25 protein-coding genes are annotated in these 26,151 nt (G+C 48.5%); 23 read left to right on the top strand and 2 right to left on the bottom strand.

What is annotated here, in order from left to right; all coding sequences use genetic code 11:
- Positions 1–4: 4 nt before the first annotated feature.
- From J5W02_RS11710 to J5W02_RS11730, 5 genes are all read left to right on the top strand, one after another.
- A complete protein-coding gene (locus tag J5W02_RS11710) occupies positions 5–319 on the top strand; it encodes a ribosomal-processing cysteine protease Prp (protein WP_219965868.1) in 315 nt (104 codons plus the stop codon).
- Positions 320–322: 3 nt separating this feature from the next.
- Positions 323–607, top strand: coding sequence for a 50S ribosomal protein L27 (gene rpmA / locus J5W02_RS11715; RefSeq protein WP_219965918.1), 285 nt, complete (start codon positions 323–325; stop codon positions 605–607).
- Between the two features lie 123 nt (positions 608–730).
- A complete protein-coding gene (gene obgE, locus J5W02_RS11720) occupies positions 731–2,002 on the top strand; it encodes a GTPase ObgE (protein ID WP_219965869.1) in 1,272 nt (423 codons plus the stop codon).
- A gap of 37 nt (positions 2,003–2,039) precedes the next feature.
- Positions 2,040–2,441 (top strand): Mini-ribonuclease 3, encoded by a 402-nt coding sequence (locus tag J5W02_RS11725; RefSeq protein WP_407928377.1) that lies wholly within the window; start codon positions 2,040–2,042, stop codon positions 2,439–2,441.
- Positions 2,442–2,459: 18 nt separating this feature from the next.
- Entirely contained in the window at positions 2,460–3,389 is a 930-nt protein-coding gene (locus J5W02_RS11730) for a YitT family protein (RefSeq protein ID WP_219965871.1), read from the top strand.
- A 78-nt stretch (positions 3,390–3,467) separates the two neighbouring features.
- Here the strand turns inward: J5W02_RS11730 and J5W02_RS11735 are convergent, their stop codons facing one another.
- A complete protein-coding gene (locus tag J5W02_RS11735) occupies positions 3,468–3,665 on the bottom strand; it encodes a hypothetical protein (protein WP_219965872.1) in 198 nt (65 codons plus the stop codon).
- A 75-nt stretch (positions 3,666–3,740) separates the two neighbouring features.
- Here J5W02_RS11735 and J5W02_RS11740 point away from each other — a divergent pair, with 75 nt between their 5' ends.
- The 12 genes from J5W02_RS11740 to rlmH all read left to right on the top strand — a co-directional run bounded on the left by J5W02_RS11740 (position 3,741) and on the right by rlmH (position 15,939).
- Positions 3,741–5,072 (top strand): RsmB/NOP family class I SAM-dependent RNA methyltransferase, encoded by a 1,332-nt coding sequence (locus J5W02_RS11740; protein WP_219965873.1) that lies wholly within the window; start codon positions 3,741–3,743, stop codon positions 5,070–5,072.
- Between the two features lie 103 nt (positions 5,073–5,175).
- Entirely contained in the window at positions 5,176–6,243 is a 1,068-nt protein-coding gene (locus J5W02_RS11745; RefSeq protein ID WP_219965874.1) for a branched-chain amino acid aminotransferase, read from the top strand.
- Between the two features lie 62 nt (positions 6,244–6,305).
- Entirely contained in the window at positions 6,306–7,181 is an 876-nt protein-coding gene (locus tag J5W02_RS11750; protein ID WP_219965875.1) for an RluA family pseudouridine synthase, read from the top strand.
- Between the two features lie 158 nt (positions 7,182–7,339).
- Complete coding sequence (locus tag J5W02_RS11755; protein WP_219965876.1) at positions 7,340–8,191, top strand: transporter substrate-binding domain-containing protein; 852 nt, start codon at positions 7,340–7,342, stop codon at positions 8,189–8,191.
- Between the two features lie 80 nt (positions 8,192–8,271).
- Complete coding sequence (locus tag J5W02_RS11760) at positions 8,272–9,006, top strand: amino acid ABC transporter permease (protein ID WP_219965877.1); 735 nt, start codon at positions 8,272–8,274, stop codon at positions 9,004–9,006.
- Positions 8,993–9,727, top strand: a complete 735-nt coding sequence (locus J5W02_RS11765) for an amino acid ABC transporter ATP-binding protein (RefSeq protein ID WP_219965878.1) — start codon at positions 8,993–8,995, stop codon at positions 9,725–9,727. The genes J5W02_RS11760 and J5W02_RS11765 overlap by 14 nt, the downstream gene beginning before the upstream one ends.
- 77 nt (positions 9,728–9,804) lie before the next feature.
- Positions 9,805–10,695: a zinc dependent phospholipase C family protein gene (locus J5W02_RS11770; RefSeq protein WP_219965879.1), complete on the top strand. Its 891-nt coding sequence runs from the start codon at positions 9,805–9,807 to the stop codon at positions 10,693–10,695.
- Between the two features lie 11 nt (positions 10,696–10,706).
- Positions 10,707–11,165 carry an S-ribosylhomocysteine lyase gene (locus J5W02_RS11775; RefSeq protein WP_219965880.1) on the top strand — a complete coding sequence of 153 codons (459 nt, stop codon included), beginning with the start codon at positions 10,707–10,709 and terminating at the stop codon, positions 11,163–11,165.
- Positions 11,166–11,356: 191 nt separating this feature from the next.
- Positions 11,357–13,009, top strand: a complete 1,653-nt coding sequence (locus tag J5W02_RS14810; protein WP_304518478.1) for a peptidoglycan DD-metalloendopeptidase family protein — start codon at positions 11,357–11,359, stop codon at positions 13,007–13,009.
- Between the two features lie 297 nt (positions 13,010–13,306).
- Positions 13,307–14,590, top strand: coding sequence for a UDP-N-acetylglucosamine 1-carboxyvinyltransferase (locus J5W02_RS11785; RefSeq protein ID WP_219965881.1), 1,284 nt, complete (start codon positions 13,307–13,309; stop codon positions 14,588–14,590).
- Between the two features lie 66 nt (positions 14,591–14,656).
- Positions 14,657–15,451 (top strand): MBL fold metallo-hydrolase, encoded by a 795-nt coding sequence (locus tag J5W02_RS11790; RefSeq protein WP_219965882.1) that lies wholly within the window; start codon positions 14,657–14,659, stop codon positions 15,449–15,451.
- An 8-nt stretch (positions 15,452–15,459) separates the two neighbouring features.
- Positions 15,460–15,939, top strand: coding sequence for a 23S rRNA (pseudouridine(1915)-N(3))-methyltransferase RlmH (rlmH, locus tag J5W02_RS11795; RefSeq protein WP_219965883.1), 480 nt, complete (start codon positions 15,460–15,462; stop codon positions 15,937–15,939).
- 64 nt (positions 15,940–16,003) lie between these two features.
- Here rlmH and gdhA read toward each other — a convergent pair whose 3' ends face one another.
- A complete protein-coding gene (gene gdhA, locus J5W02_RS11800) occupies positions 16,004–17,335 on the bottom strand; it encodes an NADP-specific glutamate dehydrogenase (RefSeq protein WP_219965884.1) in 1,332 nt (443 codons plus the stop codon).
- A 345-nt stretch (positions 17,336–17,680) separates the two neighbouring features.
- On the opposite strand from gdhA, the gene glnA reads away from it, so the two are divergent.
- The 6 genes from glnA (at position 17,681) to carB (ending at position 26,100) form a co-directional block, all read left to right on the top strand.
- On the top strand, positions 17,681–19,012 hold the full coding sequence (gene glnA / locus J5W02_RS11805; RefSeq protein ID WP_219965885.1) for a type I glutamate--ammonia ligase: 1,332 nt from the start codon (positions 17,681–17,683) through the stop codon (positions 19,010–19,012).
- Between the two features lie 47 nt (positions 19,013–19,059).
- Positions 19,060–19,602: an ANTAR domain-containing response regulator gene (locus J5W02_RS11810; protein WP_219965886.1), complete on the top strand. Its 543-nt coding sequence runs from the start codon at positions 19,060–19,062 to the stop codon at positions 19,600–19,602.
- A gap of 13 nt (positions 19,603–19,615) precedes the next feature.
- Entirely contained in the window at positions 19,616–20,449 is an 834-nt protein-coding gene (gene dapF / locus J5W02_RS11815; RefSeq protein ID WP_219965887.1) for a diaminopimelate epimerase, read from the top strand.
- A 47-nt stretch (positions 20,450–20,496) separates the two neighbouring features.
- Complete coding sequence (locus J5W02_RS11820) at positions 20,497–21,717, top strand: LL-diaminopimelate aminotransferase (RefSeq protein WP_219965888.1); 1,221 nt, start codon at positions 20,497–20,499, stop codon at positions 21,715–21,717.
- A 94-nt stretch (positions 21,718–21,811) separates the two neighbouring features.
- Positions 21,812–22,888 carry a carbamoyl phosphate synthase small subunit gene (locus J5W02_RS11825; RefSeq protein WP_219965889.1) on the top strand — a complete coding sequence of 359 codons (1,077 nt, stop codon included), beginning with the start codon at positions 21,812–21,814 and terminating at the stop codon, positions 22,886–22,888.
- A complete protein-coding gene (gene carB, locus J5W02_RS11830; protein ID WP_219965890.1) occupies positions 22,885–26,100 on the top strand; it encodes a carbamoyl-phosphate synthase large subunit in 3,216 nt (1,071 codons plus the stop codon). Before J5W02_RS11825 ends, carB begins: the two co-directional genes overlap by 4 nt.
- Positions 26,101–26,151: the final 51 nt, after the last annotated feature.

Here is a 26,151-nt window from a genome sequence, read left to right on the forward strand (position 1 = left end):
TGTCATGATTTGTGCAGAGTTTTTTACCCGGCCTGACGGCTCGCTTCTGGGATTTTCCCTGAGCGGTCACAATGGGGAAGCGGGCAGGGATATCATTTGTGCGGCGGTTTCTTCTGCGGCGTATATGACTGCCAATACCATTACGGAGATTGTCAGAGCCAACGCTCAGATCACTGTTGAAGACGGATATATGCTCGTCAGAATTTCGTTGAATGAGGCAAAAGACTGCCGCAGTATTCTTGCGGGGTTCAAACTTCATATGCTGGAGCTTGAAGAACAGTATCCTCAAAATATTAATGTAAGCTATACGGAGGTGTAAATGATGATTAAAATCAATATACAGTTATTTGCTCATAAAAAGGGAATGGGTTCCACCAAGAACGGCCGTGATTCAGAATCCAAACGTCTTGGTGTGAAGCGTGCCGACGGTCAGTTTGTACTCGCCGGAAACATTCTTGTCAAACAGCGCGGAACACATATTCATCCGGGTGAAAACGTCGGTATCGGTTCCGATGATTCTCTGTTTGCTTTGATTGACGGTCGTGTAAAGTTTGAGCGTCTTGGCCGCGATCGCAAGCAGGCCAGCGTTTACGCAGTGGAGCAATAAGCCTATTTTCAGGTGAATGAAAATCCCGGGCCGTTTTCGCCCGGGATTTTTTGGCTTTTCTGAACAAAATATGGTATACTAATTCGAAGGCAATATTTCACAGAAATGGCGGTAAAACTTAGAATGTTTATTGATAGTGCGAAAATTACAATCAAAGCGGGAGACGGCGGAAACGGCAAAGTTTCCTTTCACCGTGAAAAATTTGTCGCTTCCGGCGGGCCGGACGGCGGCGACGGCGGCCGGGGTGGAAATATCGTTTTTCAAGTGGATGACAATCTTTCCACACTGGCGGATTTCCGCTATAAGAGAAAATATGTGGCCAAAAATGGCGAAGACGGCATGCAGAAGCGTTGTTATGGCAGGAAAGCGGACGACCTGATTATCAGGGTCCCCCGAGGAACCTTGCTAAAAGATGCCGCTACCGGACGAATCGTTGCGGATTTATCTACCAATGAACCGCAGACCATTGCTAAGGGCGGCCGCGGCGGCTGGGGCAATACTCATTTTGCCACCGCAACACGGCAGACTCCGCGCTTTGCCAAAGCCGGAATGCCGGGTGAATCCATGGAACTTTCCATGGAGCTGAAGCTCTTGGCGGACGTCGGACTGGTCGGCTACCCGAATGTGGGAAAATCGACCCTTGTGTCCGTTGTGAGCGAAGCAAAACCCACGATTGCCAACTATCATTTTACAACGATCACTCCTGTACTCGGCGTCGTCCGCATGGGCGAGGGGAAATCGTTTGTTATTGCCGACATTCCCGGACTGATTGAGGGCGCCGGGGAAGGTGCCGGACTTGGGCACCAGTTTCTGCGGCATGTGGAACGCTGCAGAATGCTCGTACACATTGTCGACATTGCGGGCAGCGAAGGCCGGGACCCCAAACAGGACTTTCTGACCATTAACGCGGAATTAAAAAAATTCAATTCCGATTTGGCGGAAAGGCCGATGATTGTTGCCGGTAACAAATGCGATCTCGCGACAGACGAACAGATCGAGGATTTCAAAAATTATGTAGAGGGACTTGGCTATGAGTTCTTCCCAATTATGGCGGCTATCCGTTACCAGGTTGACCCGCTGCTGAACAAGATTTCAGAGATGCTCAGTAAACTGCCGCCGGTCAGACAATTTGAGCCGGATCCTGCGCCGCTGGTTTCCGCGGAGGAAATCGGGCTCAATGAGGTAAAGGTAACCAAGGAGGACGGCGTCTTTGTGGTAGAGGGCGAGTGGCTGATCCCTGTCATTAATTCAGTGAACTTTGACGACTACGAATCCCTTCAGTATTTTCAGCGCGTACTCATAAATTCCGGAGTGATTGAAGCACTTCGCGATGCCGGAGTTGAGGAAGGCGACACCGTCAGTATTTACGACATCGAATTTGACTTTATGGAATAAATATTTTCGGTTACTTCCGACATTATAATGACTAGGAGTGCTTTACTTGGAACGATTATATCCTGCGGACTGTAATCCCAGGTTGCTGAGTCCATTGACGCTTGCCTTTGTCGGGGACGGGGTGTTTGAGCTTTTTGTGCGCGAACGCCTCGTGTGCCAGGGGAACTGTCCGGTCAAATCTCTTCATAAGAAATCGGTTGAACAGGTTTGCTGCAGTGCTCAGTCAAAGGCTTCTCAGAAACTTCTTTCCGTTCTGACGGAAGAAGAGCTGGAGGTTTTTAAGCGCGGCCGCAACGCGCACACGAACCATGTTCCCAAAAATGCGGCCGTAGAGGATTACCATGCCGCAACCGCTTTTGAGGCTCTGTTCGGCTACCTTTATCTTTCCGGTAACATTGAACGCCTGCGAGAGATTTTCAATTTGGTGTGTGACGATTAAGATTTGGGAGATGCTGTTATGCTTTCCGAAACTCCAAAGGAAAAAGCAATTGGTATTTTAAAAGATATTCTGTTTTTCGTTGCCGGCAGCCTGATTTACGCAGTTTCCGTCAATGTGTTTACCGCTCCGAACCAAATTGCACCGGGCGGAATCACCGGCGTCAGTACCATGATTAACTATCTGTTCCAGTGGCCGATCGGTATGACCGCCCTGCTGCTGAATATTCCAATCTTTATCTGGGCAATTATGGAAATCGGGTACAAGCTCGTTGGGAAAACCATTGTGGCGACGGTGTTTGTGTCGGTTGCGATCGATATGGTCGGGAAAATTCTGCCGGCTTATACGGGTGAAAAAATGCTTGCCGCCATCTTTGGCGGAATCATAGAAGGAATCGGGCTTTCCCTTGTCTTTATGCGAGGAGGGACCACCGGCGGAACCGACCTTGTGGCCCGTCTGCTTGGCAGGCGGCTGCGCAATCTTTCCATGGGAAAGCTGATGCTCTGTGTTGATATGATGATTGTAATTGCCTCTGCGTTTGTATATGGCAATATTGAAAGCGCGCTTTACGCTACGATAACGATTTTCGTTTCTACCCGCTTGATTGACGCTATGCTCTACGGTACGGACACGGGTACCGGAAAACTTCTTTTTATCATGTCCGTGAAAAACGACGAAATTGCTCAGGATATTTTAACCGATATGGATCGTGGCGTCACGGTGCTGAAATCACGCGGCGCGTACAGCGGTCGCGAAGGAGAAGTCCTGCTCTGCGCAGTTCGCCGTTACGAGGTAGTTAAGGTAAAGGATATTGTCCGGTCCCACGACCATGACGCGTTTATGATTATCGGTGATGCGGGTGAAATCTCCGGCGAGGGATTTCGCCAGGTTAAAGTGGAGGATAAAACCCTGAAAGAATTGATTGCGCACGCTAACGCGAAAAAAAAATAAGAAACAGGCGATCTTGTATTTCTATACAAAATCGCCTGTTTCACATTGGTGAATGGACATTTGTTTTTTGTTGTGATGTTATTTGCAATTATTGGAAGATTTGTTTGTTGCCTGTGTACCGTTATTGGTTTTGTTGTTGGCACGGTTGGTGGTCTCATTGGTAGCGCTTGTAGAACCACGGTTTGTGCTCTCGTTTGTGGAATTGGTAGAGCTGCGGTTTGTGCTCTCTGTAGCAGAATAGTTCTGCTTGCTCGGTTTTGAAGTTTGTTTATCCAAGATATTCACCCCCTTCGCCATCTATTATTAGTATCTTTACGACGAATATACATTATTTTACAGGAGTTGATGATTTTGATTGAATTGCCGGGGAGCTTTCAGAACAAAATGGGAAAAATGCTTGGCGAGGAGTATGAGGATTTTTTGGCTTCTTACCGTGAACCCTATTACCGCGGCATTCGGCTGAATACACTCAAATGTGATGAAAAGACGCTTAGAGCTTCGCTCCCGTTTCCTTTGGAGAGGACACCTTTTTCTCCGCTGTCCTATTACATTCCTTCGCACGCTCCGAAAATCGGTTCCCTAGCTTTACATCACGCGGGGGCATTTTATTCTCAGGAGCCTTCCGCTGCCAGCGCGGTGACTGCGCTGAATCCCAAACCGGGTGACAGGGTACTGGATCTATGTGCCGCTCCCGGTGGAAAATCCACCCAGATTGCGGCTCTTCTGCAGGGAAACGGGCTGCTCTGGTCCAATGAAATCGTCAAGAGCAGGGCCAATGTTCTGCTTTCCAATATTGAACGAATGGGAGTGAAAAATGCGGTCGTTTCCTCCTGTCACCCGGAAACCCTTTGCAGCGCCCTTGCCGGATATTTTGACAAAGTGCTGGTGGACGCTCCCTGTTCGGGAGAGGGAATGTTCCGCCGTGACGAACAGGCGCTGCAGGACTGGAGCCAGGAGCATGTGGAAGCCTGTGCCGTCCGTCAGCTGGCAATCTTGCGCAGTGCTGCTCATGCCTTAAAGGAAAACGGAACCCTGGTTTATTCCACCTGCACCTTTTCCCCTGAAGAAAACGAGGGTGTGGTATCCGAATTTTTGAAGGAAAGAAACGATTTTATCCTGACTGATTCGGGGGAATCCTTTGGACGCCCCGCTTTGCTGCCGCAGGCTCGCAGAGTTTTCCCCATGGACGGAGGGGAAGGGCACTTTGTTGCCGTTTTGCGGCGGGTTTCCGTTAACAGCGCCTATCCCGCGCCTTATTCACCGAAAAAACCCGTTTTACTGGAAATGGTAAAAGACCTGTATGATCAGATTTTTCAGGCACCGCTTTCTTCCCCGGTGGATCAGATAGGCGATTCTTTTTTGATGCTTCCGCACGAGCTTCCGTATCTGAAAGGGCTGGGGGTTATCCGCGCCGGTGTGCTGCTTGGAGAGGCAAAGAAAAACCGCATTGAACCCGCTCATGCGCTGTTTATGTCCGCAAAGCCGCAGGAGCTGAATTCTGTAATGAATTTTTCCCATGATTCGGAACAGATTGGCGCTTTTCTGCGTGGGGAAGAGATCGAGGCGGATGGTGACTGTCATGGCTTTACCGGCGTTGCGGTTGACGGCGTGCTGACCGGCTTTGGAAAATGCTCCAACGCACGCCTGAAAAACCGATACCCGAAAGGGCTTCGCAACAACTGACTTTTTCCCGTTATTTTCAAGTCACTTTAAGATGCTAAAGCTTGAAATTACTGGAAAAGGATGATATAATAGTCGATAATTAATTTGAAAGAGGGCATTTGAAATGCAGGAAATCAGAGTTGAATTGACTGAACATCCACAACCTAAGCCAACCGATTCAAGTAAACTCGGATTCGGTACGATCTTTACAGATCATATGTTCATTATGAACTATGATGAGGGAGAGGGCTGGCACGACGCCAGAATTGTCCCGTTTGGACCGATTGAGCTATCGCCGGCGGCGATGTGCCTGCATTACGGCCAGTCTGTTTTTGAAGGAATGAAAGCTTACAGAGCGGTTGACGGCAGGATCCTGCTTTTCAGGCCGGATAAAAATATGGCCCGCCTCAATTCTTCCAATGACCGGCTTTGCATTCCGCTGATTGATGAAGAATTCAGCAAGAAAGCGATCGAAAAACTCGTTTCCATTGAAAAGGACTGGATTCCATCCGCAGAGGGAACTTCCCTTTACATTCGTCCGTTTATTATCGGAATTGATCCTCATGTTGGCGTTCATCCGGCACAGCACCTCCTTTTTATTGTTCTTTGCTCTCCGGTCGGCGCTTATTATCCAGAAGGTCTTAATCCGGTAAAGATTTATGTGGAAACCAATTATGTTCGTGCCGTCAAAGGCGGTATGGGGTATACGAAGACGGCCGGCAACTACGCGGCATCCCTAAAAGCACAGGATGAGGCGGAAAAGCAGAATTACACTCAGGTTCTCTGGCTGGACGGCGTGGAGCGCAAATATATTGAAGAAGTCGGAACCATGAATGTATTTTTTGTGATCGGCGATGAAATTGTAACCCCTGCGCTGCAGGGCTCCATCCTTCCGGGTATCACCCGTATGTCCGCTATCGAGCTGCTCAAATCGTGGGGAATGAACGTCGTGGAACGGAAATTATCCATTGATGAGCTTGCACAGGCCGCGCAGGACGGCAAGCTCAAAGAAGCTTTCGGTACCGGCACCGCCGCCGTTATTTCTCCAATCGGGCATCTGAAATGGGGCGACGACGTAATGAATATCAACAACGGAGAAATCGGTCCGATTTCCCAGCGCCTCTACGATACCCTCACGGGAATTCAATGGGGCAAGATTCAGGATGAATTCGGCTGGACCGTTGAAGTCTAATAACCGTTTCGCATAGAAAGGCGGCGTTGGTTGCGCCGTCTTTTTCTTTTGCAGGAGGATTTATGCGCGAGCTTTCTTTTTTAGTGCCAAAAGAATATGACGGAATCAGGCTAAAAAGCTTTCTGCGTTCGTACTGCGGAATCTCCGCCCGGCTGATGATCCGGCTGAAACGGGAACCGGCGGGAATTACCAGAAACGGTCAGCACGCCATAGTGACGGAAATTCTGAAAGCGGAGGATGAGGTGCGCATCCGTATGCCTGACGACACAAAGCTTCAAGAACCGCTCAGCGTTCCTCTTGCGGTTGTCTATGAGGACAGCGACCTGCTGGTGCTCAATAAGCCTGCCGCTATGCCGATGTATCCCACGCCCGGCCATGATTGCGACAGTCTGGCCAACGCCGCCGCTGCGTATTTCCTTTCTCATGGGGAACGGCTTTCCTTCCGTCCTGTATACCGGTTGGATAAAGATACAACAGGGCTGGTTGTATTAGCCAAAAACTCTTTTTGCGCGGCGCAGCTTGCGGGAAGAATAGAGAAAGAATATGTTGCCGTGTGCGAAGGAATCCTAACCGGAGAGGGAACAGTTGATGAACCGATCGGTCTGAAAGAGGGTCACCGTATTCAGCGGGAAGTGACCGACCGGGGAGAAAGGGCAATCACGCACTGGAGAACACTGCAAAACGGAAACGGGTACTCGCTGGTTTCTTTTCAGCTGAAAACGGGCAGAACGCACCAAATTCGCGTGCATATGGCGCATATTGGGCATCCTCTTGCGGGGGATGATTTATACGGCGGAAATCTGCGGTTAATTTCCAGGCAGGCACTCCACTGCATGAATATTCATTTTATTCATCCGATCACTAGAAAGAGAACAGATCTTTCCAGTACGCTTCCGGAAGATATGCGGTCACTGCTTGGTACATGTGGTATGGAATAATACACAAAAACAGGTTAAAAATACAGCTTGACTGCATACATTTCCATTAAAATGAATTTTTATTTATATTATACTTGATTTTTGCATATTTATGCGCTATAATACAAACCATACTAAACAAAACAAATCAAACTTCATTTTTACGGAGGGTAATCAAGATGAAAAAGTTTTCTAAAATAGCAGCGTTTTTACTTGCTTCAGCAATGATGTTTACCGCAGCAGGATGCGGCCAGTCCAGCAGCGCGTCGTCCGCGGCGGCAAGCGCGGCAGGCAGTGAGTCCGCCAGCACGGCTGCCTCAACCAGTGTAGACAAGATTAAGGCGGCAGGATTTGTTACAATGTCCACCAACGCGGAGTTCGAGCCGTTTGAATTCAAGGACGGGGACAAAATAATTGGTATTGACATTGACATTTCCAATAAGATTGCGGAAAAGCTTGGCGTTGAACTGAAAGTGAACGATATTGCATTTGATGCTCTCACCACAGAGCTTGGTTCCGGAAAAACTAACTTTGTTGCGGCCGGTATGACAGCCGACGAAGACAGAAAGAAAAATGTTGACTTTTCCGACACCTATTTCGATGCTTCTCAGGCCATTATCGTATTGAAGGGCAGCGCGATCAAAAGCCCCGCTGATCTGAACGGCAAAAAAGTCGGTGTACAGCAGGGAACAACAGGCGACACCTACTGCACCAACGAAGATGGAAAGAATGAAATTAAGGTCGGTTCTACCGAGCGTTATGCCAAAGGCGTAGATGCTGTTGCCGATTTGATTAATGGCAAGATCGACGCTGTTGTTATTGACGATTTCCCGGCTAAGAAATTTGTTGAGAAAAATCCGGATAAGATTGCAAAGCTGGAGGAAGCGCTCACTACCGAGCAGTACGCCATTGCGGTGCCGAAGGGCGACAAGGCAATGCTTGACACAGTGAACAGCGTTCTGAGTGAATTGAAATCAAGCGGAGAGCTTGACAAGATTGTTGAAAAGTACAAAGAAAATCTGGGCGCCTGATTTCCCACTTAACAACAAAATGCAGGGTAGCGAAAAAATCGGCTGCCCTGCTTTTCTCAGTTTAAAAACGGGGGTAAATTATGTATGCACTGACGGCGGCACTGCCGCTTGCTTATTTTTCGGAATTTCCGCAGAAATTTTATGATTCTTTTATATTGAAAAACCGATATACAAACATAGTGTTTGGTCTGGGCAATACCCTTATGATTACTTTCTTTGCAGTTATTATAGGGATTATTCTGGGGACCATTGTTGCCCTTGTCAAGGTGACGCACAATAATGACAAGTCGAAGCTGAAATTTCTCAATGCGGTGTGCAGTATCTATCTGACCGTTATACGCGGTACTCCGGTTGTGGTTCAGCTAATGATTATGTGGTACATTGTTTTTCAGCCGCCCGTGAATTTGGACCGGGTTGTCGCAGCAATTTTTGCTTTCGGTATTAACTCCGGCGCCTATGTGGCGGAAGTTATCCGCAGCGGTATCCAGTCCGTGGACAAAGGGCAGGTTGAGGCCGGGCGCTCTCTGGGGTTGAACCAGCGCGACACCATGGTGAAAATCGTATTTCCGCAGGCTCTGAAAAATGTTCTGCCGGCTATCGGCAATGAATTTATTGCCCTTTTGAAAGAAACATCCGTCGCGGGCTACATTGCGATACAGGATCTGACCAAGGGTGGTGACATCATCAGAAGTATCACCTATGATCCGTATACTTCCCTGCTGGCAGTCGCGGGCATTTATCTTTTGATTGTCATGGGCCTGACCGCATTGCTCGGCAAGCTTGAAAGGAGGCTGCGCAGAAGTGATAACCGTTAAAAATCTGCACAAGACATTTCAGACCCTGAACGGGAAACTGGATGTTTTAAAAGGCATTAATCAAAATATTGAAAAAGGCGAAAAGGTCGTTATTGTCGGTCCTTCCGGTTCGGGAAAAAGCACGTTTCTGCGCTGTCTGAACCTGCTGGAGCAGCCGACCGACGGTGAAGTCTGGTTTGAAGGAGTACAGATCAATGTACCGGACTGTGATATTAACCAGCTCCGTCAGAAAATGGGGATGGTATTCCAGCATTTTAATTTGTTTCCTCATTTGACGGTGCTTCAGAATATTACGCTGGCGCCGATCACCTTAAAACTGAAGACACAGGAACAGGCGGAGCAGCAGGCAAAACAGCTGCTGGAGCGTGTCGGTCTGGCAGATAAGGCGGAAGCATACCCCGTTCAGCTGTCCGGCGGACAGAAGCAGCGTATCGCAATTGTGCGTGCGCTTGCCATGAACCCCGACGTGATGCTTTTTGACGAACCGACCAGCGCACTGGACCCCGAAATGGTCGGAGAGGTTTTACAGGTTATGAAAGAACTTGCCGCCGACGGAATGACCATGGTGGTAGTCACCCATGAAATGGGCTTCGCGCGCGAGGTTGCCACCCGTGTGCTGTTTATGGATGACGGTCAGGTGGTGGAGGAAGCCGCCCCCGATCAGTTTTTTACAAATCCTCAGAATCCACGTTTGCAGGACTTTTTATCTAAAGTTCTTTAAAAAACAATGCGAATATGTTAGAATAAAGAGCACAGTAATGACTGTGCTCTTATTTTTGTGAAGGTGGTTCTGAAACGATGCCTGCTGCAATTACGCATTTTCTTCATGCGCAAAGAGTTCTGGAACACTTGCAAAAGACGGAAACAAATTTGGAATGGAATCCCGAGGCCTTCTTTTGGGGAGCTCAGGGGCCGGATTTTCTGTACTGCCATCGTTATTTTCCCTGGCAAAAGGGGGAAAATCTGAGAACCTACGCCGAAAAGCTGCACCGGACAAACCCGTCGAAAATCCTTTCTTTAATGCGGGAATGCTATCGTAAGCAGTCAAATAAGGAAATGACCCTGTCCTATATTGACGGTTTTCTTTGTCACTATTCTCTGGACAGAATCTGTCATCCCTTTGTTCAGTCGGGTGTTCTGGCGCTGCTTGCGCAGGACGCCACGCAGGGAGAAGAGATTCTTCACAATCAGATAGAATCCGCGCTCGATGTGATTCTGCTCCGGTATGAAAAGTCGGCACTGCCAACGGAATTTGACCTGAAGCAAACGGTTCCGAAGGACTGCAGTGTCCAGCTGCACATTGCGGATCTGTATGCGTATTTGCTGCACGGATTATTCGGGGTTGAAGACGCGGGACTTCTCCTGTATCAGGCGACCAAGGACTGCCGCAAAGTATTCGGCCTTTTAAATGACCGTACTACTCTGAAACAGGCTTTGCTTGAGCGAAGAGAAAGAAACGGCAAACGGACGATTTCCTGCCACTTCCGCGGGATCAGTGAGGGCGATGACTGTGATTACGCCAATATCCTGCATCAGGAGTGGAACTGGCCAGCTGACAGTGGAACCGCGCGTGATGACAGCTTTCTGGATCTCTATGAGGAATCCGTGAAGGATAGTATTCAACTGATCGGCGGCTTTTTACAAACAGACGACTACGATCAATTGACAGACAATATTTTCTTTATTTAAGGAGATTTATAATGGAAAGAATCGCAAGCTTTTGTGTTGACCATACCAAACTGATGCCGGGGATTTACACTTCCCGTATAGACGGCGACATCGTAACCTATGATATCAGAATGAGAAGGGCGAATATTCCGCCTTTTCTGCCCAACGCTTCCATGCATACCATTGAGCATCTGTTTGCGACTTTTGTACGCAACAGCGCATACAAAGACCATATCATTTATTTTGGACCGATGGGATGCCGTACCGGCTTCTATTTTTTAACCAGAGCTCTGAGCCACCCAAGCGCGATTCAGCTGATGAAAGACGCCTTTGCCTTTATAGCGGATTTTGAAGGCGAAATTCCGGGTGCTGCGGCTGCAGAATGCGGAAATTACCTTGAGCACGATCTTGCCGGCGCAAAAAAAGAGGCTCAAGATTTTCTTACCGTTATTGCGGACTGGAACGAAGAAAAGCTCCGTTATTTAAGCTGAATTTTTATTTCCAAATTGTTGCATATTTGTTAATTTGGTGCCAACGGGTTGCAAAGTGGGCGAATTTGTTATATGATTAAAAACGTATTACAAACTTGTAACAATTTATCAACCCGAAAGGATTTTGTTTCATGCAGCTTCCAAAGCTAAAGAAAACAAAAAGTGCATGCAAAACTTCCCCTCATGACCTATTGAATAAAACAGCGGATTATTTATATATTGTCGGCATACAGACGGTCAGGATTTTAAAGAGAGTCGGGCGCAGGCTTTCACGCTTTTTCAGACCGTTTACAAACCTCTGCAAATCAATCTATGCCGCTACCGTTGGCAAACGGATTGCCAACCTGAAGGAAGAATTTCAGTCTATCCGTGAAGGTTTTTCCATTGCCCGCACAAGAATCGCCCAAGCAAAAAAGCTGGGGTACGGACGGGTCATTAAGGAATACCTTGCCGTAACCGGAAAAAGCTTTGTCCGTCACAGGGGCTTTGTGTTTTCCGTTTTGAACATTGTTGCTCCCATTGGAGCGATTCTTCTTTTAGGCGCCACCGTGCGCTTCTGGACAGGATTGAATTACGGCCTTGTACTTGCCTATGACGGGCAGCAGGTCGCTACCATTCAGGATGAAAAGACCTTTGAAGAGGCAAGCGAAATGGTGAGCCAGCGTATGGTTCACGACACAGCCGACAGTGATATCAATCTTAACGTTACGCCGACGTTCCGGCTTGAAGTGGTCAACGCCAACAGCTTTATGGCGGTTAATTCCGTCTGCGATAAAATTATTCAGCAGTCAAACGGAATTATCGAAGAGGCCAGCGGTTTGTATGTAAACGGAGAACTGCTCGGCGCGGTGAAAAGCAGCGCAGATCTGCGCTATATGCTGCAGAACCTTCTGAACAAGGCAAAGAGCGGTGATACGAGTGCCACGGCGGCTTTTTCACAGGATGTGGAGACTATCAACGGACTGTTTCCCACCACGACCATCATGGCAACCGAGTCAATGGATAAATTGATTAACGGTACCTCTCAGGCCGCGGTAACCTATACCGTAAAGGATGGAGACACGGTTACTTCCATTGCGAAAGCAAATCATACGACTATTTCTGAGTTGAACAAGATCAACAATAATCAGCTGGGGGACAACCTGATGCCGGGGGACTTAATTAACCTGGAGGTTGCGGTTCCAATGCTGAACGTTCAGCTGATTAAAAATCTAACATATGAGGTTCCGCTCTCCTATAAAACGGTCACGATTAAAGACGATTCCCAATACACCGATTACTCTAAGGTGAAAACCGCGGGGGTAAACGGAAAGCAGAAATGCGTTGATAAGGTGTACTATGTAAACGGTGTGGAGCAGAAACGCGATATCATCAGCAGAACCGTTCTTGTTGCTTCAACGGATAAAGTTGTTGTTACCGGAACAAAAAAGCGCCCGAAATACAGTGGCTCCGGCGTTAGCAGCGGCAGCCTGATGTGGCCTGTTCCGTCCCTTCGTACGATTACCACCTATTTTACATGGCGCTGGGGCAGTTTCCATACGGGTATCGATATTTCCGGAGGAAGCGCCTATGGAAAAACAATTGTTGCCGCAGACGGCGGTACTGTGGTATCGGCGGGTTGGAGCAACGGCTACGGTTACTGTGTAAAAATCAATCATGGCGGCGGCATTCAGACGCTTTACGGCCATGCCAGCAAGATTTTGGTTTCCTCCGGTCAGAGGGTTTCCAAAGGGCAGGCGATTGCCCTCGTTGGCAGCACCGGAAATTCTACCGGACCTCACTGTCACTTTGAAGTGATTAAAAACGGTACCAAGGTGAATCCTCTGAGTTACGTCAGCCGGTAGCTTTTTCAAAGATACAGCAAGCGTTCTGCTTTCCAGGACGGAAAGCAGAGCGTTTTTTAGTAATATTTACAAAAACAGTCTATTTGATTTGTTAGTTATTGACTTTTCAATCATTGTGTATTATTATCATTTAGAGTGCAATGAAACAAACAATTGGCTATTTCTTCCTGCTTTTTTCGTATATTTTAGTTGATTACTTTCAAAATATTAACAACAATATATTCATCCGAAACGCTTAATATTTTGCGTAAAAATGTAATAATAGTATTGTTTAACTTTAGATTGGAGCGTGCCGCATTGGACAAGTACGTTATTAAGGGTGGCAATCGTCTGACCGGTGAAGTCAGCATCAGCGGAGCGAAAAACGCTGCGATTGCAATCATTCCGGCAGCGATTTTAGCAGACGGTGTGTGCTGCATCGAAAATATTCCAAATATTACTGACGTAGCTTCCATTACAAGAATTTTGTATGATATGGGAGCTAAAATTCGCAATATCAATAAATCCACCATTGAAATTGACCCAAGACCCATCCATACCCATGTGGCTTCGTATGAACTGGCGCGGCATATACGCGGCTCTTATTATCTTTTAGGCGCTTTGCTTGGTCGCTTCAACCACGCGGTCGTCACTATGCCGGGTGGCTGTGATTTCGGCGTTCGCCCAATAGATCAGCATCTGAAGGGTTTTGCTGCGCTTGGCGCGGCTTACAAACTGGAAGGCGGTATGGTGGATGTCTATACGCAGGCTTTAACAGGAGCCAATATTTACCTTGATGTTGTGTCCGTAGGCGCGACCGTAAATATTATGTTGGCTGCTGTAAAGGCAAAAGGGATGACAGTTATTGAAAATGCTGCAAAGGAACCCCATATTGTCGATCTTGCCAACTTCTTGAACTCAATGGGTGCCGATATCAGAGGCGCCGGAACCGACGTGATTAAAATCTACGGCGTTTCGCAGCTGTCGGGAACCACTTATTCGATTATTCCCGATCAGATTGAAGCGGGTACCTATATGGTTGCCGCCGCTGCAACCGGCGGTGATGTTCTTGTTAAAAACGTAATCCCCAAGCATTTGGAATCCATTTCCGCAAAGCTCGAGGAAATGGGGGTTCAGGTAGAAGAATTTGATGACGCGGTGCGCGTAAGCAGAACGGGAACCTTGAATAAATGCAATATCAAGACGATGCCTCACCCAGGGTTTCCGACCGACATGCAGCCGCAGATTGCGGTGCTTCTCTCTATCGCGAGCGGAACGAGCATCATTAATGAAAGCGTCTGGGACAATCGTTTCCGTTATGTGGAAGAACTCAGAAGAATGGGCGCGCAGATATCCGTAGACGGCAAACTTGCTGTCGTTGAAGGCGTGGATCATCTGAATGCGGCTCCTGTAAAGGCAACCGACTTGCGTGCCGGCGCGGCGATGCTGATTGCCGCACTTGCTGCTTCGGGTACCACTCAGATAGAAGATATCAACCATATTGAGCGCGGTTACGAAAATGTTGAGCAGAAGCTTTTAAATTTAGGGGCGGATATTCAGCGAATTCATGTTCCTGAGCCGGCAGTGGCACAGGCAATCTGAATATTTGGAACGATTTGAAGGGGATTGACATCGGTCTTTCCCTTTTCTTTATTTGGGGGTTCGTCAATGGCAAGATTATGTCCGCTTTTCAGCGGCAGCAGCGGAAACAGTTATTACATAGGTTCTTCCTGCGCGGGCATTTTGATCGATACGGGCAGAACGGCAAAGCAGCTCAACAATATGCTCGAAACCTGTGGGATAGGGATTGAGTCGGTGAAAGCGATTTTCATCACGCACGAACATATTGACCATATCCGGGGACTGCGGGTACTGGCTTCCCGTAAGCATATACCGGTTTATACCTCGGCGGGAACCTTGCGCGCACTGGAGAATCTGGGGTGTGCCAACGGGACTTTTCAGGCGGACGTGATTGATGACAAGGGAATGGAATGCGCGGGTATGTTTATTCAGCCCTTCCGCACCTCCCACGACTGTGCGGAAAGCGTTGGGTATCGGATACAGACCCACGATGGTCGAACCGTCGGCTTTTCAACGGATTTAGGCTTTTTGTCCGGCACGGTGCACGACCATCTGGCGGGAGCGGATCTGGTGGTGCTGGAATCCAACCACGATGTCGGTATGCTGAAAAACGGACCTTATCCGTATCCGCTGAAAAAAAGGATTCTGTCCGACATGGGACATTTGTCCAATCAGGCCTGTGCCGACGAGCTGACTGATCTTGCGCAGAAAGGCACCACTCGTTTTGTTCTGGCGCATTTAAGTTCGGAAAACAATACGCCGGAGCTCGCGTTTCAAACAGCCCTGTGTTCTCTTACCCTGGCGGGCTTGAAGGAAGAAATCGACTTTCAGCTTTCTGTGGCACCGAAAGAAAACATTGAGGGAAAAGGAATTATTTTTTAGGTGGAATTATGCTTACGGTCAATATCATTTGTATTGGAAAATTGAAGGAAGCCTATTGGAGGGACGCCTGCGCGGAGTACGAAAAAAGGCTGCGTGCGTTCTGTAATTTTTCGATTATTGAGCTTCCTGAATACAGGCTGCCGGACAACCCGTCAGCCGCTCAGATCAAGTCCGCACTGAAGGCTGAGGGTGAGGCTGCTTTTTCTGCTGTGGGGAATTCCGCTGTGTTCGTGCTGTGCATTGAAGGAAAAGAGCTTTCATCGGAGAAACTTTCGGAAAAAATCGATATGCTCGCCGTAAACGGAACCAGCGCAATCAGCTTTGTGATCGGGAGCTCGTTCGGTCTGAGTGAAGACGTAAAACAAAATGCGGCTTTCCGGCTTTCCATGTCACCTATGACTTTTCCTCATCAGCTGGCACGTGTAATGCTCTGCGAGCAGATTTACCGAGCTTTTCAGATCATCCACCACGGAAGGTACCATAAATAAAGAAGTGCCGACAACCGGAATTGTTCCGGCCGTCGGCACTTCTTTGAAAGTAATGTATTTGTTATTAAACGGTACCCTGTGCAAGCATGGCGTCAGCAACCTTGACAAAGCCTGCAATGTTGGCGCCCGTTACATAATTCTTCGGGCAGCCATATCTTTCCGCGGCGTCCGAGGCATTTGTGAAAATGTTTTCCATAATGCTCTTCAGTTTTGCATCGACTTCCTCGAAGCTCCAGGAAAGGCGCATGCTGTTCTGGCTCATTTCCAAAGCGGAGGTTGCGACGCCGCCGGCGTTGGATGCTTTTCCGGGAGCGAACAGAACGCCGTTTGCCTGGAAGTATTGTGTTGCCTCAATGCTCGTCGGCATATTGGCGCCTTCCGCTACGGCAAACACGCCGTTTTTCACAAGCTCTTTCGCGTCATCAATCAGAAGCTCGTTCTGAGTGGCGCAGGGAAGAGCGATGTCGCACGGAGTGCTCCAAACGCCTTTGCCTTCGTGGTAGACGGAGTTCGGACGGTATGCCTTGTACTCGGACAGGCGGCCGCGCTTGACTTCCTTGATTTCCTTAATTGCCTTCAGGTCGATTCCTTCAGCGTCGTAAATCCAGCCGGTGGAATCGCTCATGGTTACAACCTTTCCGCCAAGCTCCTGTGCCTTCTGACAGGCATAGATGGCGACATTGCCTGAACCGGAAATATCAATGATCTTGCCTTCGATGGATTTTCCGTTTTTGCGGAGCATTGCATCGGTGAAATAGAGCAGTCCGTAGCCGGTTGCTTCCGTACGGGCAAGGGAACCGCCGTAGGTAAGCCCTTTGCCGGTCAGGATGCCGGAGTATTCATTTCTGAGGCGTTTGTACTGGCCGAACAGGTAGCCGATTTCACGGCCGCCCACACCGATATCGCCGGCGGGTACGTCGGTATCCGGGCCGATGTGACGGCACAGCTCCGTCATAAAGCTCTGGCAGAATGCCATGACTTCACGGTCGGATTTGCCTTTCGGGTCAAAATCGGAACCGCCTTTGCCTCCGCCGATCGGCAGACCGGTCAGAGAGTTTTTAAAGACCTGTTCGAATCCCAGAAATTTCAAGATGCCGATGTTTACCGACGGATGGAGGCGAAGACCACCCTTATACGGCCCGATTGCGTTGTTAAACTGAACACGGTAACCGCGGTTTACCCGTACGTTTCCTGCGTCGTCCACCCAGGCTACACGGAACTTCACCTGTCTGTCCGGCTCGGTCAGCCTTTCCAAAATACCGGCCTTTTGGTACTGCGGGTTTTGCTCAATAACCGGAGCTAAAGACGTTAAAACTTCGGTTACCGCCTGAATAAATTCAGGCTGGTTGGGGTTTTGCTGGATTACGTTTGCGAGTTGCTCGTCAACATAAGACATGGGTATATCCTCCTATACATAATTGAGAAAGGTATTATTCGACTTAACAATACTTCTCAATTCAACAGTTTAGCACAGCAAAAGCCGGGAAACAATGATTTCTTTACATTTTTAATAAAAAAGACTTATAATTTGCAGGATAAACGTATGGATTCTGCAAAAAGACGGAAAATAAGGTGGAACAATCGAAAATTTGTGCATTAAAATGAAAAGCTCCTTTCAATTCGAAAAGGATTGACACTGCATACAGAATATAATAGAATATATTTATTATCGAGATTATGTAGACAAGGAGGTTCTGTAAAAGAGCACCCTTGTTATTTTTATTTTTAGGGAGGTATCGATTTGAGTAAATATACAAAGGACGACATCATCAGGATGATTGATGAGAACAATGTGAGATTTATTCGCATGCAGTTTACGGATATTTTAGGTACCTTGAAAAATGTGGCCATTACGACCAGCCAGATTGAAAAAGCGCTTGATAACAAGTGCATGTTCGATGGTTCCTCCATTGAGGGGTTTGTCAGAATCGAAGAATCCGATATGTACCTCCGTCCGGATCTGGACTCTTTTACTATTCTTCCGTGGCACACGCAGCACGGCCGCGTTGCACGGCTGATCTGTGATATCTATAAACCGAACGGCGAGCCGTTTGAAGGGGATCCCCGCTATGTGCTGAAAAAAACGCTGAAAGAAGCAGCGGAGATGGGTTACACGTTCAACGTGGGTCCTGAGTGCGAGTTCTTTCTGTTCAACACAGATGAATTCGGGCACCCTACAACCGTTACCCATGACACAGCAGGATATTTTGATCTGGGACCGTCAGATCTGGGTGAAAGTGCCCGCCGCGACATCTGCCTTACTCTTGAGGAGATGGGATTTGAAATTGAAGCGTCGCACCATGAGGTTGCCTTTGCGCAGCATGAAATTGATTTTAAATACAGCGAGGCAATGTCGGCGGCGGATAACATCCTGACATTTAAGATGGTCGTGAAATCCTGTGCGGACTCTCACGGACTTTGTGCAACCTTTATGCCAAAGCCGGTTTATGGCCGCTGTGGTTCCGGAATGCACACCAATATGTCCCTGTTTAAAGACGGCAAAAACGTGTTTTACGATCCGGAAAGCGAAACCGGGCTGAGCCATATTGCATATAATTTTATTGCGGGGATCTTAAAGCATATCAAGGGCATGTGCGCCATTACCAATCCACTCGTCAACTCGTACAAAAGACTGGTTCCTGGTTTTGAAGCGCCCTGCAATATCGCGTGGACTTTAAGCAACCGCAGCGCGCTGATCCGTGTGCCCGCTTCCAGAGGGGAAAGCACGCGTGTAGAATTGCGCAACCCCGATCCTGCCTGCAACCCTTATCTGGAGTTTGCGGTGCTGCTCGCGGCCGGGCTGGACGGAATTAAAAATGATCTGATGCCGCCGGATGCGGTTGCGGCGAATATTTATGATTTTGACGTGGTGGAAAGAGCGGCCGCGGGAATTGAAGCACTGCCTACAGACCTCAGCAATGCAGTCAGTGAAATGAAGGCCGACCCCTTTATTGAAAAGGTACTGGGGGATCATGTGTTTAACAAGTACACCGAAGCAAAAGAAAGAGAGTGGTATGATTTTTCCACTGCGGTTACCGAGTGGGAACTGGATCAGTATCTGAATAAATTCTGATTTGCTAAATTGAAAACACCACATTCCTTTCTACGGAGTTGTTAAAGATGAGCAGTATTCTTGTAGCGAATTCAAATGCGGATTACGCTAAAAAAATAGCGGCCGTACTCCGTACCGGCGGTTTGAATGTCAGTGGTGTGTGTACAACCGGCTCGCAGGTAATCGATTTTGCAAACAGACATTATCATGGAGGCGTTGTGGTCTGCAGCGTTAAGCTGATGGATATGCCGGCGCTGAACCTGCCCGGAATGGTCGGTTCCAACTACGATTTCCTGTTTATTGTAAAATCGCAGCAAATGGATATTTCCGAGTCACTGTCCTGCGCCAGCTTAATTATGCCGATCAATCGGATGGATTTGATTTCTTCCGTAAATATGCTTCTGAATATTTCAGATTACAGCAGCCTGACCATAAAAAAGAAAATCGCCGGGGGTAACTTTGATGAAAAACAGGTGATTGAACAGGCGAAAAACATTCTGATTGAACGCAATAACTTTACAGAACCGCAGGCTCACCGTTTCATTCAAAAGAAAAGTATGGATGCGTGTAAGAAAATGATAGAAACCGCAATGATTATTCTGAATTTATAGGAGGTGGATTTTGTTGAAGTTCACAAAAATGCAGGGCATCGGCAATGACTATATTTATATCAACTGTTTTGAAGAAAAAGTCCAAAATCCATCCGAGCTTTCCATTAAGCTCAGCGACAGGCATTTCGGCATCGGTTCGGACGGAATTATTCTGATAGAACCGTCGGACAAAGCCGATTGCCGTATGGACATTTATAACGCGGACGGGTCGCAGGCCATGATGTGCGGCAACGGGATCCGCTGTGTCGGTAAATATGTATATGAACGGGGAATTGTAAAGAAGGATGTTCTGAAAGTAGATACCATGAGCGGCGTGAAAACGCTTTATCTTGATATTGAGGATGGGAAGGTCGTATCCGTTACTGTGGATATGGGTAGCCCTGAGTTTCAGACTGAAAAAATTCCCGTTACTTATCCCAAAGACCGGATGATTGGGGAGCCGGTTGTATTCGGCGAAGCGGAATACAGCGTGACCTGTGTTTCCATGGGAAATCCGCACTGTGTGCTGTTTGTCGATGATGTCAATCAAGTGGAAATAGAAAAAGTCGGCCCCATGCTGGAGTGCGATGGGATTTTTCCGCACAGGGCAAACATTGAGTTTATTCAGGTGTTAAGTGCCGAAGAAGTGAATATGCGCGTATGGGAACGCGGTTCCGGGGAAACCTGGGCTTGTGGAACCGGAGCGTGTGCCGCGGCAGTAGCCTGTGCGGCGAACCATAAAACAGGCCGCAGTGTAACCGTCCATCTTAGGGGCGGCGATTTGCATATAAAGTGGGATGATAAGACAGATAAGGTATTTATGCGCGGCCCGGCGGAGTTCGTCTTTGATGGGATGATGAATGTTTAGCACCGCCGCTGTCTGACGAAAATCATGAATGAAGGGAATGTAGCGTTTTGTTTAAAGTAAACGAAAACTTTGTAAAACTGCCAGCTAGCTATCTTTTTGTAGATATTGCAAAAAAGGTGAGTGAATTTTCAAAACAGCATCCGGAAACGGAAATTATCCGTCTGGGAATCGGGGATGTTACCCGCCCTCTGCCGAAGGCCGTGGTAAAAGCCATGCAGGCTGCCGCGGAAGAGATGGGCAAAGCGGAAACCTTCCGTGGATACGGCCCGGAAGCCGGATATGAATTCCTTCGTACCGCTATTGCGGAAAACGATTTTATAAAACGCGGGGTGCAGGTTGACATCGATGAGATTTTCGTCAGCGACGGCGCCAAAAGCGATACCGGCAGCATCGGCGATATTTTTGACGTGGATAATGTGGTTGCGGTTTGCGACCCTGTTTACCCGGTTTATGTCGATACCAATGTCATGGCGGGAAGAGCTGGAGAGTATACCGAGGGCAAGGGGTGGAGCAAAATCGTTTACATGCCCTGCCTGAAAGAAAACGGTTTTCTGCCGGAGCTGCCAAAAGAGCGTGTGGACGTAATCTATCTTTGTTTCCCCAACAATCCCTCCGGGGTCGGCATCAGCCGGGACGCACTGAAAAAATGGGTGGATTACGCTCTTGCAAATCAGTCTGTCATTCTGTACGACGCGGCATATGAGGCGTTTATTACAGAAGGGGATATGCCGCACAGCATTTATGAAATAGAGGGTGCGAAAAAGTGCGCAATCGAGTTCAGAAGCTTTTCCAAGACGGCCGGCTTCACCGGAACCCGCTGCGCCTATACCGTTATTCCCAAGGCTCTGGTGTTCAACGGCGTTTCTCTGAACAAGCTTTGGGACAGACGTCAGTCCACGAAAATGAACGGCGTTTCCTACGTTGTCCAGCGCGGTGCCGAGGCGGTTTTCTCCGAAGAAGGTCAGCGTGAAGTCAGAGAAAATATCATATATTATCTGAACAATGCCAAAATCATCGTGAGCGGTCTTGAAAAGGCTGGCTTTGAAGTTTATGGCGGAGTGAATTCCCCCTATGTATGGCTGAAAACGCCCGACGGGCTTACTTCATGGGAATTTTTTGATCTTTTACTGGAAAAGACCGGCGTGGTCGGTACCCCCGGCTCCGGCTTTGGGGTGGGCGGCGAAGGCTATTTCCGTCTGACTTCCTTTAACACAAAGGAAAATACGGAAAAAGCGGTGGAGAGAATCATCCGGTTCTTTAAAGCGTGACGCGGCAAACCTGGCCATTTCATTAGGGAAAAAACCGATTAGTTGTAAAAACAATTGTTATAGATGTTGAATATTAAGAATGGTTGGTGATTAAATGAAAGCATTGCTGATGCTTGAAAATGGAATGACCTTTGAGGGAACGGGGTTCGGAGACGAACATAATGTCCTGTGCGAGGTCGTGTTCAACAGCGCCATGTGTGGCTACACGGAGCTGCTGACCGACCCGTCCTACGCGGGACAGGGTGTTGTCATGACCTATCCTTTAATTGGAAATTACGGCATCTGCTATGATGACGCGGAATCCACAAAGCCGTGGCTGCGGGCTTTTATTGTCCGGTCCGTCTCCGGCGCGGCGAGCAATTTCCGCTGTGACGTGGATCTGAGCACCTTTTTAAAACAGAACCGCATTCCCGGTATTGAGGGAGTGGATACGCGCACCATTACAAAGGTATTGCGGGAAAGCGGTACTATGCGGGGGATGATTGCATACGGAGATCAGATTGATCCCGTCGCAATGAAAAAACAGATTGACGCCTTTGTGCTGGAGTCCTGCGTTCCGCTTGTCAGCAGCAGGGAACAGAAGGTGTACGGTGACGGCCCTGTCAAAATTGCGCTTGCGGACTATGGGGTAAAGAGCAATATTATCCGTTCGCTGGTAAAGCGCGGATGTACTGTGAAATGTTTTCCGTATGATGCTTCTTTTGAGGATATGATGTCTTTTTCTCCGGACGGAATTATGCTTTCCAACGGCCCCGGCGACCCAAAAGAATGTACAAAAGCAATTTCGGAACTGAAAAAAGTTTATGCCCACGGTATCCCCACCTTTGCGATTTGCCTTGGCCATCAGCTGATGGCACTTTCACAGGGATTTGACACTTATAAATTAAAATATGGCCATAGAGGAATTAACCACCCGGTAAAGGATCTGCTGACAAACAGGGTGTACATTACTTCTCAGAACCACGGGTTTGTGGTGAATGGCGACACAATCAATCCTTCAGTAGCCGACGTCCGCTTTATCAGCATGAATGACGGCAGTATTGAGGGATTGAACTATAAAAATGGAAAAGTGTTTTCTGTGCAGTACCATCCGGAAGCTTCTCCGGGCCCGCTTGACACAGGCTTTCTTTTCGATCAATTTCTCAAACTGATAGGAGGAGGCCAACTATGAAGAGAACAGACATTAAAAAGGTAATTATCATCGGCTCCGGCCCGATCATTATCGGTCAGGCCGCGGAGTTTGACTACGCCGGTACACAGGCCTGCCGCGCGCTCCGCGAGGAGGGTGTCGAGGTTATTCTGATTAACTCAAACCCGGCAACCATCATGACGGACAAGCAGATTGCCGACAAGGTTTATATTGAGCCTCTGACCGTTGAGACCATTAAAAAAGTAATCCTCAAGGAAAATCCGGACAGTATCCTTCCGACTCTGGGCGGACAGAACGCGCTGAACCTGGCGGTGGAACTGGAGGAATCCGGTTTCTTAAAGGAAAATAACGTGGAAATGATCGGCACAAACGCCGATACCATCCGAATGGCAGAGGACAGAGAGCTGTTTAAGGAAGCTATGGAGCGCATCCAGCAGCCCTGCGCGCAGAGCGCCGTTGCGGAAAATATTGAGGACTGCGTCAAAATCGCGAGGAAAATCGGTTATCCCGTTGTTGTGCGCCCCGCGTACACACTGGGCGGAAGCGGCGGCGGCATCGCCGCCGACGAGGAGCAGCTGATTTCCATTTCGACACTCGGTTTGCACCGCAGCCGTGTGAATCAGGTGCTGATCGAGCGGTGTATTTCCGGCTGGAAAGAAATCGAGTACGAAGTGATGCGTGACCGTAACGGCAACTGCATCACGGTCTGCAACATGGAAAACTTTGACCCGGTCGGCGTTCATACCGGTGACTCCATTGTTGTTGCTCCCTGCCAGACCCTAGCGGACAAAGAAACGCAGATGCTTCGCTCCGCCGCGCTTGCCATTATCCGTGAGCTAAAGGTGGAAGGCGGCTGCAACGTTCAGTTCGCGCTGAACCCGAAGAGCTTTGAGTATTGCGTGATCGAGGTAAACCCCCGTGTAAGCCGCTCCTCCGCGCTGGCCTCCAAGGCAACAGGCTACCCGATTGCGAAGGTGGCTTCCAAGATTGCCCTTGGCTATACGCTGGACGAAATTCAGAACGCAATCACGAAAAAGACCTTTGCCTGCTTTGAACCGACGCTGGATTACTGTGTCGTAAAAATACCCAGATGGCCGTTTGATAAATTTGTTTACGCCAAGCGCAGCCTGGGGACCCAGATGAAAGCAACCGGCGAGGTGATGGGGATCGCCCCGACCTTTGAAGCGGCTCTGATGAAGTCTATCCGCTCGCTGGAACAGAATGTTTTCAGTCTGATCGACGCCGAAGTCCAAAAGCTTACAGGCAGTGAGCTTGAGCAGCGGCTTTATGTTGTTGACGACCGCCGGCTTTGGGTGGTTTCCGAAGCTTTGCGCCGCGGCGTATCGCCGGAGAAGATACACGACATTACGAAAATTGACCTTTGGTTTCTGGATAAGCTGCTTTCCATCATTGAAGTGGAAAAAGCATTTGCAACGCAGCCGATTGACAAAGCTCTGCTGTTCAAAGCAAAGGACTTTGGGTTTATGGACAAAACGCTGTCGCAGCTGAGCGGAAAAACAATTGAAGAAATCCGCGCGATGGAAGATGAGTGGGATATTCACCCCGTTTATAAAATGGTTGATACCTGCGCGGCTGAATTCGACGCGGAAACACCGTATTATTACTCAAGCTACGGCATTCAAAATGAGTCGGTACCGCAAAGTAAGAAGAAGAAAATTATGGTTATCGGTTCCGGTCCCATCCGCATCGGACAGGGGATTGAATTTGACTTCTGTTCCGTTCACAGTGTCTGGGCGCTGAAAGATCTTGGCTTTGAGACGATCATTGTCAACAACAACCCGGAAACCGTCAGCACCGACTTTGACATTGCGGATAAGCTGTACTTTGAGCCTCTGACGGATGAAGATGTACGTCATATTGTCGATCTGGAAAAACCCGACGGTGCGGTCGTACAGTTCGGTGGCCAGACCGCCATCAAACTTGCCGGTGCCATTGAAAAAATGGGCATCCCGATTCTTGGTACCTCCTTTGACAGCATCGATGAGGCGGAGGACAGAGAGCGTTTCGATAAAATCCTGACGCAATGCGGAATCCCGCGCGCAGAAGGCCGCATGGTCTTTACCTGTGAAGAAGCGATCCGTGCGGCAAACGAGCTGGGGTACCCGGTACTTGTGCGGCCGTCCTATGTGCTTGGCGGGCAGGGCATGCACATCGCCTATGCTGATGAGGACATTGTCGAACAAATCGGGATCATTAACCGTATTGCTCAGGAGCATCCGATTCTGGTTGATAAATATATTATGGGTACCGAGGTAGAGGTCGACGCCGTCTGCGACGGATTCGATTCGGTAATTCCGGGCGTGATGCAGCATATAGAACGCGCCGGTATCCACTCGGGGGACAGCATTTCCGTCTATCCGGCCATTGGTGTGCCGAAGGATATGCAGGAACTGATTGTGGACTATACCCGTCGCCTTGCAAAAGCACTGAAGGTCAAAGGGCTGCTAAACATTCAGTTCATTGTCAAAGACAACGAAGTGTATGTGATTGAAGCAAATCCGCGTTCTTCCAGAACGGTGCCGTATATCAGTAAAGTAACCGGTATTCCGATCGTTCCCCTGGCAGTCGGTACCTTCTTTGGCAAGACACTGCCGGATATGGGCTACCACTACGGCCTGCAGAAGGAAAAGGACCTGATTGCTATTAAAATGCCGGTTTTCTCCTTTGAAAAACTGTACGGAGCCGATGTCAACCTTGGCCCGGAAATGAAATCCACCGGTGAAGTGCTCGGAATTGCGCGTACGTTTGACGAAGCGCTGATTAAGTCTTTTTACGGCGCCGGTGTGCACATGATTAAAAACGGCAGGGTGATTATTACTCTGAAAGACAACGATAAGGAAGAGGCGCTGCCGCTTGCCAGAGGGCTATACGACCTTGGCTGGACGCTTTACGCCACAGCGGGAACGTCCGACTTCTTAAATGACCACGATATTCCGACAATCCGCACCAACAAAATCGGTACGGGCAGCCCGGACATTCTTGACCATATTACTTCGGGAAAAATCGATCTTGTCATCAACACGCCTTCCCGCGGAATGGTGCACAACAGGGACGGCTATAAAATACGCAGAAATGCGGTAGAATCCGGTATTCCGTGCCTTACTTCGCTGGATACCGCCTATGCTTTCCTGACCTGCGCACAGCATGTGGAGACTACGCAGCTTTCCGTCATAGACATTACGAAAGTCTCCAGCTTTTTAAATTTCATATAATTGATGGAAAAGACAGAAAAGATGCCGTGTATTCAAATCATTGATATAAAA

The sequence above is a fragment of the Caproiciproducens faecalis genome (assembly GCF_019448085.1).
Lineage (GTDB): Bacteria > Bacillota > Clostridia > Oscillospirales > Acutalibacteraceae > Caproiciproducens > Caproiciproducens faecalis.

Excerpts from the sequence above, each read along its gene's own strand:
- J5W02_RS11710 (WP_219965868.1), top strand. The coding sequence starts at position 5 with ATGATTTGTGCAGAGTTTTTTACCCGGCCTGACGGCTCGCTTCTGGGA.
- rpmA (WP_219965918.1), top strand. The coding sequence starts at position 323 with ATGATTAAAATCAATATACAGTTATTTGCTCATAAAAAGGGAATGGGT.
- obgE (WP_219965869.1), top strand. The coding sequence starts at position 731 with ATGTTTATTGATAGTGCGAAAATTACAATCAAAGCGGGAGACGGCGGA.
- J5W02_RS11730 (WP_219965871.1), top strand. The coding sequence starts at position 2,460 with ATGCTTTCCGAAACTCCAAAGGAAAAAGCAATTGGTATTTTAAAAGAT.
- J5W02_RS11745 (WP_219965874.1), top strand. The coding sequence starts at position 5,176 with ATGCAGGAAATCAGAGTTGAATTGACTGAACATCCACAACCTAAGCCA.
- J5W02_RS11750 (WP_219965875.1), top strand. The coding sequence starts at position 6,306 with ATGCGCGAGCTTTCTTTTTTAGTGCCAAAAGAATATGACGGAATCAGG.
- J5W02_RS11755 (WP_219965876.1), top strand. The coding sequence starts at position 7,340 with ATGAAAAAGTTTTCTAAAATAGCAGCGTTTTTACTTGCTTCAGCAATG.
- J5W02_RS11760 (WP_219965877.1), top strand. The coding sequence starts at position 8,272 with ATGTATGCACTGACGGCGGCACTGCCGCTTGCTTATTTTTCGGAATTT.
- J5W02_RS11770 (WP_219965879.1), top strand. The coding sequence starts at position 9,805 with ATGCCTGCTGCAATTACGCATTTTCTTCATGCGCAAAGAGTTCTGGAA.
- J5W02_RS11775 (WP_219965880.1), top strand. The coding sequence starts at position 10,707 with ATGGAAAGAATCGCAAGCTTTTGTGTTGACCATACCAAACTGATGCCG.
- J5W02_RS11790 (WP_219965882.1), top strand. The coding sequence starts at position 14,657 with ATGGCAAGATTATGTCCGCTTTTCAGCGGCAGCAGCGGAAACAGTTAT.
- rlmH (WP_219965883.1), top strand. The coding sequence starts at position 15,460 with ATGCTTACGGTCAATATCATTTGTATTGGAAAATTGAAGGAAGCCTAT.
- gdhA (WP_219965884.1), bottom strand. The coding sequence starts at position 17,335 with ATGTCTTATGTTGACGAGCAACTCGCAAACGTAATCCAGCAAAACCCC.
- J5W02_RS11810 (WP_219965886.1), top strand. The coding sequence starts at position 19,060 with ATGAGCAGTATTCTTGTAGCGAATTCAAATGCGGATTACGCTAAAAAA.
- J5W02_RS11825 (WP_219965889.1), top strand. The coding sequence starts at position 21,812 with ATGAAAGCATTGCTGATGCTTGAAAATGGAATGACCTTTGAGGGAACG.
- carB (WP_219965890.1), top strand. The coding sequence starts at position 22,885 with ATGAAGAGAACAGACATTAAAAAGGTAATTATCATCGGCTCCGGCCCG.